At 38.7% G+C, this 16,070-nt stretch carries 10 protein-coding genes; 7 read left to right on the top strand and 3 right to left on the bottom strand.

Features of this window, described 5'->3' with window-relative positions:
• The first annotated feature begins 6 nt into the window (after nt 1-6).
• The 7 genes from A3Q34_RS06960 (at nt 7) to A3Q34_RS06930 (ending at nt 9,925) form a co-directional block, all read left to right on the top strand.
• The gene (locus A3Q34_RS06960; protein WP_070374706.1) at nt 7-843 is read left to right on the top strand and encodes a DUF6689 family protein; all 837 of its coding nucleotides are present in this window, start codon (nt 7-9) and stop codon (nt 841-843) included.
• A 35-nt stretch (nt 844-878) separates the two neighbouring features.
• Nucleotides 879-1,781: an FHA domain-containing protein gene (locus tag A3Q34_RS06955; RefSeq protein ID WP_070374705.1), complete on the top strand. Its 903-nt coding sequence runs from the start codon at nt 879-881 to the stop codon at nt 1,779-1,781.
• A 26-nt stretch (nt 1,782-1,807) separates the two neighbouring features.
• Nucleotides 1,808-5,161 (top strand): serine/threonine-protein kinase, encoded by a 3,354-nt coding sequence (locus A3Q34_RS06950; RefSeq protein ID WP_070374704.1) that lies wholly within the window; start codon nt 1,808-1,810, stop codon nt 5,159-5,161.
• Complete coding sequence (locus tag A3Q34_RS06945; protein WP_070374703.1) at nt 5,151-5,873, top strand: sensor histidine kinase; 723 nt, start codon at nt 5,151-5,153, stop codon at nt 5,871-5,873. The genes A3Q34_RS06950 and A3Q34_RS06945 overlap by 11 nt, the downstream gene beginning before the upstream one ends.
• Nucleotides 5,870-6,508, top strand: a complete 639-nt coding sequence (locus A3Q34_RS06940) for a response regulator transcription factor (protein ID WP_070374702.1) — start codon at nt 5,870-5,872, stop codon at nt 6,506-6,508. Before A3Q34_RS06945 ends, A3Q34_RS06940 begins: the two co-directional genes overlap by 4 nt.
• 101 nt (nt 6,509-6,609) lie before the next feature.
• Entirely contained in the window at nt 6,610-9,084 is a 2,475-nt protein-coding gene (locus tag A3Q34_RS06935; protein WP_070374701.1) for a S8 family serine peptidase, read from the top strand.
• 178 nt (nt 9,085-9,262) lie between these two features.
• Nucleotides 9,263-9,925, top strand: a complete 663-nt coding sequence (locus tag A3Q34_RS06930) for a PEP-CTERM sorting domain-containing protein (protein ID WP_070374700.1) — start codon at nt 9,263-9,265, stop codon at nt 9,923-9,925.
• A gap of 647 nt (nt 9,926-10,572) precedes the next feature.
• Here A3Q34_RS06930 and A3Q34_RS06925 read toward each other — a convergent pair.
• The 3 genes from A3Q34_RS06925 to A3Q34_RS06915 all read right to left on the bottom strand — a co-directional run bounded on the left by A3Q34_RS06925 (nt 10,573) and on the right by A3Q34_RS06915 (nt 16,067).
• A complete protein-coding gene (locus A3Q34_RS06925) occupies nt 10,573-12,207 on the bottom strand; it encodes an AMP-binding protein (RefSeq protein ID WP_070374699.1) in 1,635 nt (544 codons plus the stop codon).
• Between the two features lie 96 nt (nt 12,208-12,303).
• Complete coding sequence (locus A3Q34_RS06920) at nt 12,304-13,719, bottom strand: coniferyl aldehyde dehydrogenase (RefSeq protein ID WP_070374698.1); 1,416 nt, start codon at nt 13,717-13,719, stop codon at nt 12,304-12,306.
• Nucleotides 13,719-16,067 carry an efflux RND transporter permease subunit gene (locus A3Q34_RS06915; protein WP_070374697.1) on the bottom strand — a complete coding sequence of 783 codons (2,349 nt, stop codon included), beginning with the start codon at nt 16,065-16,067 and terminating at the stop codon, nt 13,719-13,721. The genes A3Q34_RS06920 and A3Q34_RS06915 overlap by 1 nt, the downstream gene beginning before the upstream one ends.
• Nucleotides 16,068-16,070: the final 3 nt, after the last annotated feature.

Raw genomic sequence — 16,070 nt, 5'->3', positions numbered from 1 at the left:
CAAAATATGTTGCATATAAAAAAGCTACTTACTTTAGTACTAACATCAACAGCTATGTTGGTCAGTACAATCTCATTCGCTTCTGAATCGGTGTCAGTCAACGTACAAGGTAATAAGGTCGAGGCGGTTATTCATTTACCGGGCAATATTTCTGCCGATATGACTCTACAATTTGAAAATGCGGTTGGTTTAACGAAAGAGAGTTTAGGGCTAACGGCAGAAATTATTGACGTTACCTCATTAGATTTTATTGACCGTTTACCCGAAGACTTAAATATCTCTCCCTCTGCAGCATTTCCAATGATGATTACTATTGAGCCTTTGGCGAACAGTGGTTTTTCATTTTCAGGATTAGCTTCGGTTGATTTACACACGCATAATTTAGAATATACCGCGGGTACACCGCTGCGATTCTTTAAAGCGCCACTTAATGGTGAGTTTAAAGATATCACTATGACTATGGGTGCCGGTAGCTATAGAACACGTGGTTCAACAGGGCGTTTCTCACAATTTATTATTGTTGCCGATTTACGGGCTCCGTTGGTTGTTGTTAACCAAAAATTTAACGATTTACAAACCGCACTTAATGATTTTTCATCCAAAATAAATGCAGCGGTTTATTCGATGTTACTGCAAGATGTAAATGAAATTAACCAACTTATTTTGTCGAACAATTACCATATGGCGAGTAGTAAGCTTAATGACTTTAATCGCCGTATTAATGATAATAAAGGCATAAATATTCCTGATGTTTGGCGTTCAAGTCGAGATATTCATAATGTTGCTGGCGAGCTTATGGCTTATGCCAACACCTTACGATTCAGCTTGCGATTAATCAAATAGCATCGACAAAATAGTGTTCAATTAAGGGTGATCTTATGCCAGCTAAAATTACAATTTGTTATCCGGACCAACCAGCGATAGAAAGTTTTCTTTATGAAGATAATGGTTACCGTTTAGGACGTTCTCACCAATGTGAGTTGTTGCTTGATCACCCAACCGTTTCTCGCCAGCATGCTAAAGTTGCCCATTTAAACGAAATTTGGCAACTTGATGATGAGCGCAGTCGTAATGGCACTAAAGTTAATGGTATAGCAATTACCCATTCTACTTTAAAAGATGACGCGATTATTTCTATTGGCGAACTCGATTGTCTTTTTGAAACTAAGTCGTCAAAACAAGTTGATGCGATAATTACCCACAATGCATGGCGGTTGTCGAGTAGCCAAACACCTACTTCAATACCGTTGACCGAGCATTTAAAACAAAATCTCTCTGAACAATTGCAAAATATTATCATGTTAACGGGCACTCAACGCGGTATCGTCTTACTTGGCGATACGTTAGCTTCACTTAATGTCAGTATTGCCCATGGTATGCAGCGAAATGATTTTAAACTATCAGAGTTTGAAGGCAGTGTTGGCGCGATAACACGTTGTTTTGAAAGTGGACAAAACGTGGTTGCTATGGATGTTTCATGCCATGAACTGTTAAGTGCTCGTAAAAGCATCGAACTGAAACAAATTGCTGCTTTAGCCTGCATTCCACTGTTTTATGAGCATAAAGTGGTAGGGATTATTTATACCGACAGCAAAATGTCTGATAAAGTGCTAACCGAGTTGGATATAGAAATCTTAAGCAGTATGAGCCAACAACTCGAAGCAACCGTTCAGGCGATGTTGCTGCAACAATCTATTGATTCATTGCAACTAATTCTTAATGAGAACTCGATATGGACATCTAGCGATAAAGACTGTAGTTTGCTTAATTTGTGCCACTAATACTATATCATTAGTAAAAAGGCTATATGAGCGATTTAAAATCACCCAAGTTAACACATAGCGATGATGATCAGCTAAATGCGACTCAAATAATACCCTTGTCTAAGCCGCTTGCTGCTGGAGAGTGTCTTGTTGGTCGTTTTGAAATTGAAAGTCTGCAAGGACAAGGCCGTTATGGTTTTGTTTACCGCGCCTATGATAAGCAGCTCGATACCGTTATCGCCATCAAAGTCCTCAATACATCGCTGAGTCAAGATAAGCAAACCATTGCTGATTTTAAAAAAGAATTATTATTGGTTCGTCAATTAAGTCACCCCAATATTATCCGCGTTCATGAATACTACCAAGATGAAGATGTTCACTTTTTAACCATGGATTGGATTTCGGGTAGCAGTCTAGAAGAAGCTATCGCATCAAATTCACTCACAACTGAACAAACTTTTCAAATTATTGAGCAATTATTAGATGGCTTAGCCTTTGCTGAAAAAGCGGGGGTTACTCATAAAGATATTAAGCCTGAAAATATCATGTTAGATGAGTCAGGTCGGCTCTTTATTGCCGATTTTGGCTTGTCTGCTTTTAATAAAGAAAGTAACGCTGACCGTGTTTCAGGGACACCTTATTATGCGCCACCAGAGTATTTACAAACCGGTAAAATAAACTTAACCACTGATTTGTATGCCGCAGGTGTAGTGATCTTTCAATTATGTTGTCACGGTTTACCCTTTAGTGGCCATTCGATTGATGAAATTTTACAGACTAAGTTGTTAGATAAACCTAAATTTAAGGCCGTTAAAGAAGAGTTTAACTTTCTAAAGTCATGGTCATTGACACTCATTTCTCCACATCCCGCATCCCGTCCCACTAATATTAACCAAGCGCAGAATCAATATATTAGTTTATTAGCAGAAAAAGATAATAAACCCATCAGCAAAAAGCGGTTAATAGTGACGGTTATGTCGATGATGGTATTTTTTACCATCGCAGTGGTTTTGTTTCTGAGTCGTCAAACACCGATTAAAGCCAATGCAGTCGATCATTACGCGGTGGCGATATTACCTTTGCAGACACAAGAGGGCGAATTTGATCAAACCTTTGCTAACTATTTGAATTACCAATTAACCGATATTAAGAACTTACGGGTGATTGAACAATCGAGATTAAGCCAGCTATTAGCGCAACTGGGTATTACGCCTCCCATTGATGACGCTAATATGGAGTTGATATCAGACTTACTGCAGATTGACGTGCTTATTAGCCCACAAACATTTATTGCCGGTTCTGAGGCTAAAGATATTCAGTTTCAGTTGGTTTCTGTCGATGGTTTTAACATTCAACGCGAAACCTTAATAAAAGCCCCTTATGACGAGAAAGATTGGCAAGAAGTGACTCGACATTTTGTCGATAAATTTAGGCAGCGTTTAGACATAGAGGTGAATGCCGAAAAAACCATTGAGATTGAAGAAAACCCTTTGGTTGATTTATTTCCTATTAAAACACTTATTTTAAAGGGTGAGTTTGAGCAGGCGCAGCAAGCGTTAAGCCAAATATTAGCGAGAGAACCCAATTCTGCGCAAGCTTGGCTGCAACAAGGTGAATTAAACCTGACGATAGGTTTATTCATGGAAGCCGAACAGGCTTATAGCCAAGCGATAGCATTTAGCGCCACTAATTCTTATACGGCGAAACTAGCGAGTGCACGCTTAAATGATTTAGCGGGTAAAATCGAACAAGCTCAAACTGATTATTTAAGTTTAGTGAATGCATTTCCTTACAACACTGAACTTAAGATGATGCTATCAGAGTTCTATTTTTTAATTGAACAACATAAAAAAATGGAAGTCTTACTACAAGAAGTGGTAAAAATTGATCCAAACCATCCTAGTGCATGGTTTATGTTAGGTAGAGTGGCATTTTTACAAGGTGATTTTGAAAAAGCGTTAAATGAATATTTTGTTAAGGCACTGGTCACCGCTAAGAAACTAAAAAATCGTGTTCAAGAAGGTGAGGCGCTAAATGCCTTTGGTGTTGTTTATGGACAGTTAGGAGAAACAGAACTTGCCTTTGATTATTATCAACAATCGTTAAAAATTAGAAGACAACTAAGTAACTTAGCCGATGCAGCGACCACTATGACTAACTTAGCCGCTATGCATTTAGCGGTTGGTGAATACCAGCAGACGGAACAATACCTAACAGAAAGTTTAGCTATCTATCAGAAGTTAGACGATCAAGAGGGTCTTTCGAATACTTATAATGAGCTAGGAAAATTGGCTGAAGAGCAAGCTTTGTATCAAACGGCCTTAGAGAATTATCGTCATGCGTTAAATATTCGAGTTGAACTCAATAACTTAATGCTCCAGGCAGAGAGTATGAATAATATTGGCTTCACTTATTTTATGCTGCTTGACCCAGAACATGCCTTGGTTTATTGGCGTCAATCAGAGCAGTTATATCAGCAAGTACAATTTCCCATTGGCATTATCCATGTACGACAAAACTTAGGGCAGATGGAACTCGCTAAGGGAAATTGGCGCAATGCCTATCACCTGTTTAACAACACTTTAACCGATGCTGAAAAACTCAATATTACCGAAGAGTCGATCGTTTCGCGTAGCTACCTAACAAAACTCGCTTTTTTACAAGGTAATTTTTATGCGAGCATTGAAGAGTTAACGGTGACTTATCAAGCGGCTGTTAAAGCTAATGACGTTAGAGCTATGGCTGAATTTGGTCTATGGTTAGCCGATTGGTCATTACAGCTGGGCGACCAAGAGCAAGCGGCTAAGCACTTAGCCAACATAAACGATATAGTTTCGCATCATGGCAATAAAGAACATATGAGTAAATTTCAGTTCTTAAAAAGTCAGACGGTAGGGAGTTTACCGACAGCGGTTATTGAAAATAAAAATAATAGGGTTTTAGATCATGCCCATCAATCTATTTATATTCGCCAATTAATTTATCAGGCAAGACAGTCTCTACACCAAGGCAACAAAGATATCAGCGTTTATTTGACCCCACTAGCTAACGTTGATTTTAGCCTGCAACAATATCAGTATATTGAATATTTAGAGCTTTTAGCCGTACAGCAATATTTTGCAGGAGCTTGGCTTGATTTAAAAGCAACACTAAGGTCAGCCGATATTTTATTAAGAAAAATGGGCGATTATTGGCGCAGTTTTCAATTTGATCGTTTACGTGCTCAATTGGCGATTGTTAATCAACAAGACCCAACAAAATATTATAAAAAAGTGACTAAAAAGCTGATGCATCTTAAGGTTAATTTACCTCCAGAATTTTCTGGTAAATTCATAGAAACTCAAGACTATTTTGAATTAAATGATTCATTAATGGAGTTATCACGCCATGACCAATAATGCCAATATTGCTAAAATGGTTAATCAACTTAATGAGAAGCAAAAACAAATATCACAACAGCTTTATTCGGGTAATGAGCAAATGCGTGGTTTGGCAAAACGCGTTTGGCGAGTGCAAGAAGATGAACGTAAGCATATCGCTCGAGAATTACATGATGGAGTAGGACAACTGCTAACGGCTTTGATTAATCAACTGCAGCAAGTTAAAAAAGGTGACGAGAGTATAGCGCTTGATGAGAGTATCGATCTTGCACGTCAAGCCTTATCAGACACTCGAGTGATTTCTCGCTTAATGCGCCCCAGAATTTTAGATGACCTTGGGCTTATTCCTGCCCTTGATTGGTTAGTGCGTATTATGGCGGACCCCGAAAAAGCGATGATTGAATTTCATCATCAAGTTGACAGTATTTTAGATAGTGATACTCAAACCCTAGCGTTTCGAGTAATACAAGAAGCGCTGACCAACGCGATTAAGCATGCACAAGCACAAAAAATTATTCTCAATTTAATTGCGACTGATAATCTTTTAATGATTAAAATAAAAGATGACGGTATAGGAATGAAAGCTGATCAAGAAGCGAGTCCTGAGGGTTTTGGCTTAGGCGCAATGCGCGATAGAATAAGTGCCTTCGGTGGTCAATTAACAATAATTTCGCAGCCAGGACAAGGCTGTGAAATAAAAATATTGGTAACGGGGAGGAATGGCCGATGATCCGTGTTCTTATTGCAGATGATCATACTATTTTACGTCATGGACTGGTCAGTTTATTAAGTAAAGATGATGATATTCAGGTGGTTGCTGAAGCAGCAGACGGACTTGAAGCCGTGAGCAAAGCGCTGGAATTAAAACCCACCGTTATCGTTATCGATATTAGCATGCCAGGATTGAACGGTATGGAAGCGGTTAAACGCCTAAATGGCCAACTGCCAGGCACAAAAGTGTTAGTGCTAACTATGCATGAAGAACAAGAGTATGTCATTCATATGGTTAGAGCGGGTGCTTCTGGTTATTTATTAAAAGACAGTGCGAGTGACGAGCTCATCGATGCGGTAAAAGCATTAGCTGCGGGGAAAACCTATTACAGCCAATACGCGGCAAGTGTGTTGGCATCACAATACAACAAACCAGCAGAAAATTGGCAAGACCCCTACAAAAACCTGACTAATCGTGAACGTGAAGTCTTTCATTTAATCATTGAAGGTAAAACCACCAAAGAAATTGCTCGTTCATTAGATATAAGTGTTAAAACAGCAGAAAACCATCGCGGTAAAGTACTAGATAAATTGAGCGTTGCCAACGCTGCTGAATTGGTCCGTTATGCGGCCAAAAATAACCTACTGCTATAAACAAGGTATATTAACCTCTTCCTTGTAGGGGTTTTACCTGATTATTTTAAACCTTAATGTTTGGCATGCTCGATGTATCAAAACATATAAGGTTTATTCCAATGCTAAAAACACAATTAAAAAATAAAATATTAATCGCTGGCCTTATTGGTGCAGGCTTAACTTTCATGTCGCTAAATATTGCCGCTAAATCTATCGGACCTGAACTGAAAGGTTTGATGGCAACTGCTGAAGTACATGAAGTTTTTAACGTCATCGTTACTTTCGAAGGTAAAGGAGCTATTAATGCACAACAGCTAAACGTTATTGAATCAACGGGTGTTATTGGTGGCGTAAGCTTTAAGCAGTTTCCTATTGTGGGTATAACGGCAACAAAGGCGCAAATAGAAGCTATTTATAAATCAAATAAAGTACGCTCTGTTTACTACAACGCGCCATTGTCATTAGAAAATAATAGAGCAACACAAATTACCGGTGTTGACCGCTTACGTGATGATGAATCTTTACGTAGTAACGGTATGCCATATTCTGGACGTGGTATCGGGGTTGTGGTTAATGACTCGGGTGTTGATGGCACGCACAGCGACATTAAATTTCCTAACCACGTTGTTCAAAACGTATTGGCACAAACTAACCTACAATCGTTATCAGATATTTTACCCATAACTTACCAAGAAGATATCGCGAACAGTGATATTGCTGGTGGTCATGGTTCTCATGTTGCGGGCATTATTGGTGGCAACGGTGCGATGTCCAGGGGTAAATATCAAGGTGTAGCTCCTGGCGCAAAAATTGTTGGTTATGGCTCAGGTGCAGGTTTATTTATTTTAGACACTATCGGTGGTTTTGATTACGCTAAGACGCATCAATTTGATTATAATATTCGCGTTATTTCAAACTCTTTTGGTAGTACAAGTGATACAGGTACTGACTTTAACCCTGACCATCCAACCAATGTTGTCACTAAAACATTATCAGATGCGGGTATTATTGTCGTTTTCTCTGCGGGTAACTCGGGAAGCGGCGAAGCGACAATCACTGGTAACTTCAAAAAAGCACCTTGGGTCATTACCGTAGCAGCGGGTGATAAAGACGGTAAATTAGCTGACTTTAGTTCACGTGGTGTTAAAGGTAAAGGTGGCGAAGTTACGGTTGATGGCGAGCTCTTTCAGTGGGAAGACCGTCCTACTGTTACTGCGCCGGGTGTTGATATTATTTCAACCCGTGCTTCATTATCTAGCTTAAGTGCCTTGAGCATTGCCGATGATAGCGAAGTGATGGAAGCTAATCACGTGCCTTATTATACTTCTATGAGCGGTACGTCGATGTCAGCGCCACATGTTGCTGGTGTCGTTGCTTTGATGTTAGAAGCTGAACCTAAGTTAACGTGGCGTGAAGTTAAGTCAATATTGCAAGAAACCGCTACCAATATGCCTGGTCGAGAAACATGGGAAGCTGGCGCCGGTTATGTCAATGCCTACGCGGCAGTACAATCAATTGTCGATAAAAGTTTAGTTTTTGGCAAAACTGCTAAAATCAACCGTGATTTTAATGCTAAAGCGTTAACCTCAGTTCAGTCAGAAGATGATATGTCTGTGCCGTTTAGTCCTGTTGGTGATAATGAAGGTGTTGTTTTGACCGTCAATGCCGAAGCTTCTATGGTGATGGTTCGAGCAAACATTGATGATAATACGGTAGCACTTACCTTGATTAGTCCTTCGAAAAAACGTTACGGGTCAAGTATCGCTTTACCTGTTTTAGGTCAAAACATTGCAGTGACAGCGCCAGCGGAAGCGGGTGAGTGGATTCTTAAAGCTGGTGGTATTGGTAGTCTTTCCGGTGTTGCGCTTGACCCTGCTGGATTAACCAATGGTTATGCGGTACCTGGTGATATTGACGTAACGGTTAAGATTATAAAAACTGATGGTTATCTTGGTCTTGATGATTCAACTAACCACCCCGCTAAAGCGTTTATTGAATTCGCAGTTAGTGAAGAATTAGTCGATGCAAATACGGAAGGTTTTCAACCAGATATTAGCCTTACCCGTGAAGACCTAGCTGATTTCTTAAGCTTAGGTGCCGGTATTCGTCAATCAAATTTGGCAACAACAAGCACATTTACTGATGTCACAGAAAATACTACTTACACTGCTGCTATTAACGCGGCTAGTGAAAAGGGTGCCGCTTTACGAAATGGTGCACAAGATCAACATGCAGTAATGTTGACTAATGGTACTCATTTTAATCCACAAGGCTTAGTTAATCGCAATGAGTTAGCTTATTCTTTTGTACAGTCATTGGCTTTACAATCGACTGCAGAAAGCTTTACTGGTGAAATTACTGCTATTTATGGCGAGCAACGTATAGCGATAGCAGACCAAGCTGATATTCCACAAGCAATGAAAGGTTACGTACAACTAGCCTTAGACTTAGGAATATTAGGCGCAAGCTTTGACGTTCAACAGGGTACTTATGATTTAGTCCCTACTATAACGGCGACCTTTAACGGTAAAGCACGAGTTAGCCGCGCTGATTACGCAGTAGCCGCGACACGTTTTTTTAATAACTACCTATAGACTGAGTATCAAGGCAAATAAAGCCTATCGGGTAACATCAGATAGGCTTTAATTACCCACTATTATTACAATATATACCAGTACCAGATTAGCTTTTTATTAGCGCAACACATTGATGAATTATCTTTTTTAGCATTACTCATTAATATTATTTTTTGAGAATAAATAGGAATATCAAATGAAAACTAAATTTATAACAGCCAGTGTCACAAGCTTTATCTTCGCGTGTAGTTGTTTAGTTAATGTCGCATCGGCATCACTAATTACCATCGATTTTGAAAGCTTAGATATAGGTGATTTTGATAAAGGTTTCGACAACGGCTTTTATATTAGTGCTTCTAGCAATGCCAATGCTACTAGCACTACAAGTGCTGCTTTTGCTGCTATTGATGGTATTGTTAATAGTGATTTTGGGGATGAAGCTCGTACTAAAATTGTAAATCCAGGGTTTACTACCGGTCAAACCGCTTTTGCTGATGGTGGTTCAAAGTCAACTTGGGTTTTCTCAACTAACGGCTTATTTACTTTTGAACGGTTTGATATTGCTTCATATTACAATGAGGGTGACATTTTCACTGTGACAGGTTTCTTAGATCTCATACCTCAAGGAATTGACGCATATACAACGACTACCACAAAATGGCATGATCAGTTCTCAACTGAAGAAGCGATTAATTTGAAGGGTGTTATGGTCGATGAAATTCGCATAACGATGTTAAGTACCAGTAATCTTTATGGTGTAATGGATAATGTCGTAATGAATAAAGTACCAGAGCCGACCAGTTTAGCTATTTTTGCCTTAGGTATAATGGGATTAGCAGTACGACGCCTTAAGCAATAAGCGTAATGATTATTTAGGTTGTTAACGTTTTATAAAAAACACTGATGGTAATCATCAGTGTTTTTTTATCAGATGAATTTGGGTATTAAGTCTTATAACCTTGTTAATAGCCAAACAAGGTTATAAGCAAAGGTTATTCATCTTGATGAATGGCTAAAAACTGATAACGTTTTATAAAAAACACTGATGGTAAACATCAGTGTTTTTTTATGATGTGAATTTGGGTATTAAGTCTTTACGCCTGATTAATCGCTAAACAAGGTTATAAGGAAAGGTTATTCATCGTAATGAGTGGCTAAAAACCGTTAACGTTTTTTTATGATGTGAATTTGGGTATTAAGTCTTTACGCTTGATTAATCGCTAAACAAGGTTATAAGGAAAGGTTATTCATCGTGATGAGTGGCTAAAAACCGTTCACGTTTTTTTATCAGATGAATTTGGGTATTAAGTCTTATAACCTTGTTAATAGCCAAACAAGGTTATAAGGAAAGGTTATTCATCGTGATGAGTGGCTAAAAACCGTTCACGTTTTTTTATCAGATGAATTTGGGTATTAAGTCTTATAACCTTGTTAATAGCCAAACAAGGTTATAAGCAAAGATAATTCATTGTGGAGAGTGGCTAAAAACTGATGATGAACATCACTCTATCTTAGCTCTCTGCGCAATAATTTTCCGACACTTGATTTAGGAATTTCATTAATAAAAGTGACATGTTTAGGGGTTTTATAAGCCGTTAGTCCTTGGCGACAGAAATTGATAACATCTTGTTCTGTGATGTTTTCATCTTCTTTTACAATAAAAAGTTTAACCGCCTCGCCAGTTTTATCATCGTCTACGCCAATACAAGCTGATTCTAAAATGCCAGCCATTTTAGCTACTTCAGCTTCAATTTCGTTAGGGTAAACATTAAAACCAGAGACATTAATCATATCTTTTTTACGATCAACAATATGAAAGAAACCTTTGTCGTCAAGTATACCGACATCGCCAGTTTTAAAATAACCATCTTGGGTCATACATTCGTCGCTTGCTTGAGCATTGTTCCAATAGCCTTGCATAACTTGTGGGCCCTTAGCACAAAGTTCACCCGATTCGCCTTGCGATACTATATTGCCATCATCGTCTCGAATAGAAATATCTGTATTAGGTAATGGCACGCCAATACCTGGTATGTAGACGGTTTCGTTATCAATAACAGTGCCAAAGTTTAATGACAAAACAGGTGAAGTCTCAGATAAACCATAGCCTTCATGAAGCCTAGCGCCGGTAACTTGTTGCCATTTATCGGCAACGGCTTGTTGCACTGCTGCACCACCGCCCAAAGAAAGTTTTAATGCTGAAAAATCAACTTGATCAAAGCCCGGTTTATGTAATAAACCATTAAATAAGGTATTTACCCCGGTAAACATAGTTGCATCGGTGTTTTTCCATATATCTACAAAACTGGCCATATCTCGAGGATTAGTCACTAAAACGTTTTTGGCGCCAAAGTAAAAGTAGCTGAGTGTATTCGCCATTAAAGCAAAGATGTGGTACATCGGGATGGCGGTAATAACAACGTCGTTACCGTAATGAATATGATTTTTAGCAAACTCTTCGAATTGTAAAATATTAGCAATTAAATTGCCGTGGCTAAGCATCGCGCCTTTAGATAACCCCGTAGTTCCGCCGGTATACTGTAAAAATAATAAATCAGCTTGGCAAAGGGTCGGTTCAACCAACGCGAGGTTTTGTCCTTGAATTAAGGCATCAGTAAAGCGGACCGTTGTGGTTAACCGCTGATCAACCGGTTGACAAGGTAAGCTTTTATTGACGAGATCGTCTAAGTTAACCGTAATTACATGTTTAATATCGGTCGTATCAATAATATCAGCGAGCATCTTTGTTGAGGGTGAAAATATAATAATAGTGTCGACTTGTGCATCATTAAGTTGGTGCTTAAGTTCTCGTGCGGTGTACATAGGATTAACATTTACCTGCACCCCGCCAACACGAATAATGCCCCACATTGCTATTGGAAAAGCCAAAGTATTTGGGCACATCAGCGCGACACGTTTGCCCTTAGTAATGTTTAATTTATTTTGTAAAAAAGCGGCAAAGTCGCGAGACAGTTCATCGACTTGCTCAAAAGAGAGTTCAGCGCCAAAATTACTAAAAGCGGTTTGTGGCTTATATTTAGCGGTGGTCTGGTGAAATAACTCTAATAAAGAGGCATAACGGTTTAAATCGACTTGCTGTTCGACGTTTTTTGGATAATTTATCAGCCAAGGTTTAGTCATGTAATTTCCTTAAGTACGCGTTGTTTTGAGCTTAAAAAGTAATAGTTAACACAAGTAAAGCGATTAACATTGTAAAACTAATTCTAACTAAATTAATTAGCGTATAAATAACGCAAATAAAATTTTATGAATTCTCTTACCAAAAGGTGGGAATAATAATGAGCCTAAGCTTATTTTTCCTCGCGATAATACTGACTTTCCATGAGAAAAAGTTTTAAAACCTTCACTACCATGGTATTGCCCCATACCCGATGCACCTATGCCTCCAAAAGGGAGATCATCAATAGCAACATGGAATGCTGCATCATTAATGCAAACGCCACCTGCATGGGTATTTAATAAAACTTGTTGCTGAAATGACTTGTTAAAACTGCAAATATACAAGGCAAGCGGACGAGGCTTACTGTTAATATAGTCTATCGCTTCGCTTACGTCTTTATAAGCTATTATTGGCAGTAGCGGGCCGAAAATTTCTTGTTGCATTACGGTCATATCGTCGCTGACATTAGTTAATAAGGTTAACGGCATTTTTCTTGATTGAGTCTTATCACTTTTTGGTTGTAAGGAAGTAACAGTGGCGCCTTGCTCGCTAGCATTAGCAAGCAAACCATCAATGCGGGCCTTTTGGGCAGGGTTAATTATAGCGGTGCAGTCATCATTACCTTGAACGTTAGGGTACATACTTTGATAGTAGGTTTGAAAAGCCTGGGTCAATTCAGCTACTTTATTTTCTGGGCAGAAGACATAATCGGGGGCGACACAGGTTTGTCCAGAATTGAGGGTTTTTCCAAGAATTAATCGACTAACAGCGGTTTTTATATCTATATCGTCATCAATAATAGTTGGTGATTTACCACCTAACTCTAAGGTGACCGGGACTAAATTTTCAGCCGCGGCTTTCATCACTAATTTACCAACGGCGGTAGAGCCAGTGAAAAATAAATGATCAAAAACTAACGTCGAAAATGCCGCCGCCATGGCAGCTTCGCCGCAAACAATGGCGACTTGTTCAACAGGAAAGGTTTCGGTAATCAGCTTTGCTAATAAGTGATTCGTTTTTGGGGTGTATTCACTCATTTTTATCATAGCGGTATCACCTGCAGCCAAGGCAGCAGTTAATGGTCCAAAGGCGAGAAAAACCGGATAATTCCATGGCGCTATGATACCAATAACACCTTTAGGTTGATAAACCACTTCACCCTTTGCCGGTTGAAATAATATACCAATATGCTTTTTTTCAGGTTTCATCCATTTCTTTAGGTGTTTAATGCTGTAATTAATACCCATGACAGTGGTGAGAATATCCCCAATTTTTGTATCTTCGGTACTGCGATGACCAAAATCATCACTCATAGCATCAATAAAGGCTTGTTGATTATTTATCATTAATGCTTTTAATTTTTTTAAGTCACTAATACGCTTGTCATAGCTTGGGTAAGTGTTGTTAGCAAAATATTGCTTTTGCTGTAAAAAGGTATCATCAAGTGCTAGTTGTGTTGTTATTGTTGTCATTATTTCTTACTCCTGTGAGAGCCTATATTGAGCAGCCATGCAATGGCAGGGATCAGCGTTAGGGCGCCTAACATGTTAAAAATAAACATAAAGGTTAGTAATATACCCATATCTGCTTGAAATTTTATTGGTGAAAACACCCAAGTAGCAACACCAATAGCTAAGGTTATCCCCGTAAAGGCAACGGCTTTACCGGTTTGATTTAATGCGTAGCGATAGGTCATGTATAATGACTTGCCTTGGCCTAGCGCTTCTTTAACTTTACTAAAGATATAAATACCATAATCAACACCGATACCGACACCTAAAGCAATAACGGGTAAAGTGGCTACTTTTACGCCAATGCCTAATACGCCCATTAAACCTTGGCTCATAATGCTAGTTAATATCAGTGGAGTAATGATACAAATTACAATGCGACCACTTCTAAAGGTAATTAAACAGATAATAATAACAATGGCATAAACCCAAACGAGCATTTCAGTTTGTGCTTCCTCGATAACCATATTGGTGGCTGACTCTATGCCTGCATTGCCTGCAGCCATTAAAAATTCTATACCGTCAATTTGATTTTTTTGATTAAACTTTTCTACTGCTTTAACGACATTATCTAGGGTTTGTGCTTTATGATCTTTGAGAAAAACCAGCACGGGCACCATAGAGCAGTCTTTATTCATCAACCCTTGTGGTGTTTTAGACAATGAAGCATTGGTCATTAATTGATTACGGTTTAAGCCATACCATTTTAAAGAACCTTCATTCATGCCAAAAAGGCCAAATTTTGAAACATCGGCGACAGACTTAACCGCCTGAACACCCGCAACATTGCGTAATTGCCATTGGAATTGATCGACCCAAACCAAGGTTTGATATTGAGCACACTGCTCGACCTCTGTTTTGACCATAATGACAAATAAGTCTGTGCTGGTGCTGTAATTATCAACAATATAAGCGTTATCAAGGTTATAACGAGAGTCAGGTCTTAACTCTGGAGCGCCTGCATCTAAATCACCAATTTTCATTGATTGTGAAAAATACAAACCAAGGATTAAGCAGCCAAGACCAACAGCTAAAGCTACTTTTGCTAGTGGAGGCTTAGCAAAGTTTTTAAATAAGCTTTCGACTATACCTGTGTTATGAGCTGACTTTTGTGCATATTTAAGACCCGCTGGAGAAACACCGATATAACTCATTAATATTGGTAAGGCGATTAAATTAGTAACAATAATGATTGCAACACCAATACTAGCGGCGATAGCTAATTCTCGTATTACCTCTATGTCAATGACCATTAAAGTGGTAAAACCGATAGCATCACTGACTAAAGCGGTAATGCCAGCAATATAAAGTGAGCGAAAAGCAAGCTTGGCAGCGTCAATTTTATCTGCGCCGGTTACGCTATGATGAATAATCGAATTAATAATTTGAACGCCATGGCTGACACCAATAGCAAACACTAAAAAAGGCACCAACATAGAATAAGGATTAATGCCAAAGCCCAGTAAATTTAAAATACCTAATTGACAAAACACGGCAAAAATTGAAAATACCAACACTGATATTGTGCTACGTAAACAACGCGAATAAAGCCAAAGTAGTACAAAAGTAATAACAACGGCTAAGACAAAAAAAGCAACAACTTGTAAGGCGCCATCGATTAAATCACCAACAACTTTTGCAAAGCCAACAATGCGTATCGTGACATCGTCACTGCTGTATTTGTCTCTTATCTTTTCTTCTAAAACGCTTGATAACTCTCGGTAGTCGAGTGGTAAGCCTGTTTCAGGATTAATGTCTTGTAATGGCGCTAAAATAATAGCGGATTGAAAGTTATTAGCGACCAGTACGCCAATTTGTCCCGACTTAAAAACGTTAGCTTTAACGCGTTCAATCATTTTTGTCGAGCCATTATAGCCATCAGGAATTACCGCACCGCCGACAAAACCTTCTTCAGTGACTTCTTGCCAGCGAACATTGGGTGTCCATAATGATTTTAAACCATCTCGACTTATCCCCGGGATATAGAAAACTTCATCGGTTACTTGCTTTAAGGTTTCTTGAAAGTCAGCGTTGAAAATATCCCCTTTTTTGTTTTCAACGACAATTCGAATGACATTACCTAAATCAGCGAGTTCTTTTTTGTAGGTTAAAAAATTATTAACATAGGTGTGCGAGCCGGGGATCATTTTAGTGAAACTAGCTTCAGGTTTAACTTTAGTTGCTTGTAGGGTTAACAAGGTGATACAAATAACGATTATCGTCATCAATAGTGCACGATGACTAAAAATAAATTGCTCTATTTTTTGTGCTAATTTGCTCGGTGTATGTGTCGATTTATCAGTAGACATAAG

Source organism: Colwellia sp. PAMC 20917, assembly GCF_001767295.1.
Lineage (GTDB): Bacteria > Pseudomonadota > Gammaproteobacteria > Enterobacterales > Alteromonadaceae > Colwellia_A.
This window is presented reverse-complemented; position numbering and strand designations above follow the sequence as displayed.

What these genes read in the sequence shown, in the direction of transcription:
- A3Q34_RS06925 (WP_070374699.1), bottom strand. Translation starts at nt 12,207, where the DNA reads ATGACTAAACCTTGGCTGATAAATTATCCAAAAAACGTCGAACAGCAA.
- A3Q34_RS06920 (WP_070374698.1), bottom strand. Translation starts at nt 13,719, where the DNA reads ATGACAACAATAACAACACAACTAGCACTTGATGATACCTTTTTACAG.
- A3Q34_RS06940 (WP_070374702.1), top strand. Translation starts at nt 5,870, where the DNA reads ATGATCCGTGTTCTTATTGCAGATGATCATACTATTTTACGTCATGGA.
- A3Q34_RS06915 (WP_070374697.1), bottom strand. Translation starts at nt 16,067, where the DNA reads ATGTCTACTGATAAATCGACACATACACCGAGCAAATTAGCACAAAAA.
- A3Q34_RS06955 (WP_070374705.1), top strand. Translation starts at nt 879, where the DNA reads ATGCCAGCTAAAATTACAATTTGTTATCCGGACCAACCAGCGATAGAA.
- A3Q34_RS06960 (WP_070374706.1), top strand. Translation starts at nt 7, where the DNA reads ATGTTGCATATAAAAAAGCTACTTACTTTAGTACTAACATCAACAGCT.
- A3Q34_RS06930 (WP_070374700.1), top strand. Translation starts at nt 9,263, where the DNA reads ATGAAAACTAAATTTATAACAGCCAGTGTCACAAGCTTTATCTTCGCG.
- A3Q34_RS06945 (WP_070374703.1), top strand. Translation starts at nt 5,151, where the DNA reads ATGACCAATAATGCCAATATTGCTAAAATGGTTAATCAACTTAATGAG.
- A3Q34_RS06950 (WP_070374704.1), top strand. Translation starts at nt 1,808, where the DNA reads ATGAGCGATTTAAAATCACCCAAGTTAACACATAGCGATGATGATCAG.
- A3Q34_RS06935 (WP_070374701.1), top strand. Translation starts at nt 6,610, where the DNA reads ATGCTAAAAACACAATTAAAAAATAAAATATTAATCGCTGGCCTTATT.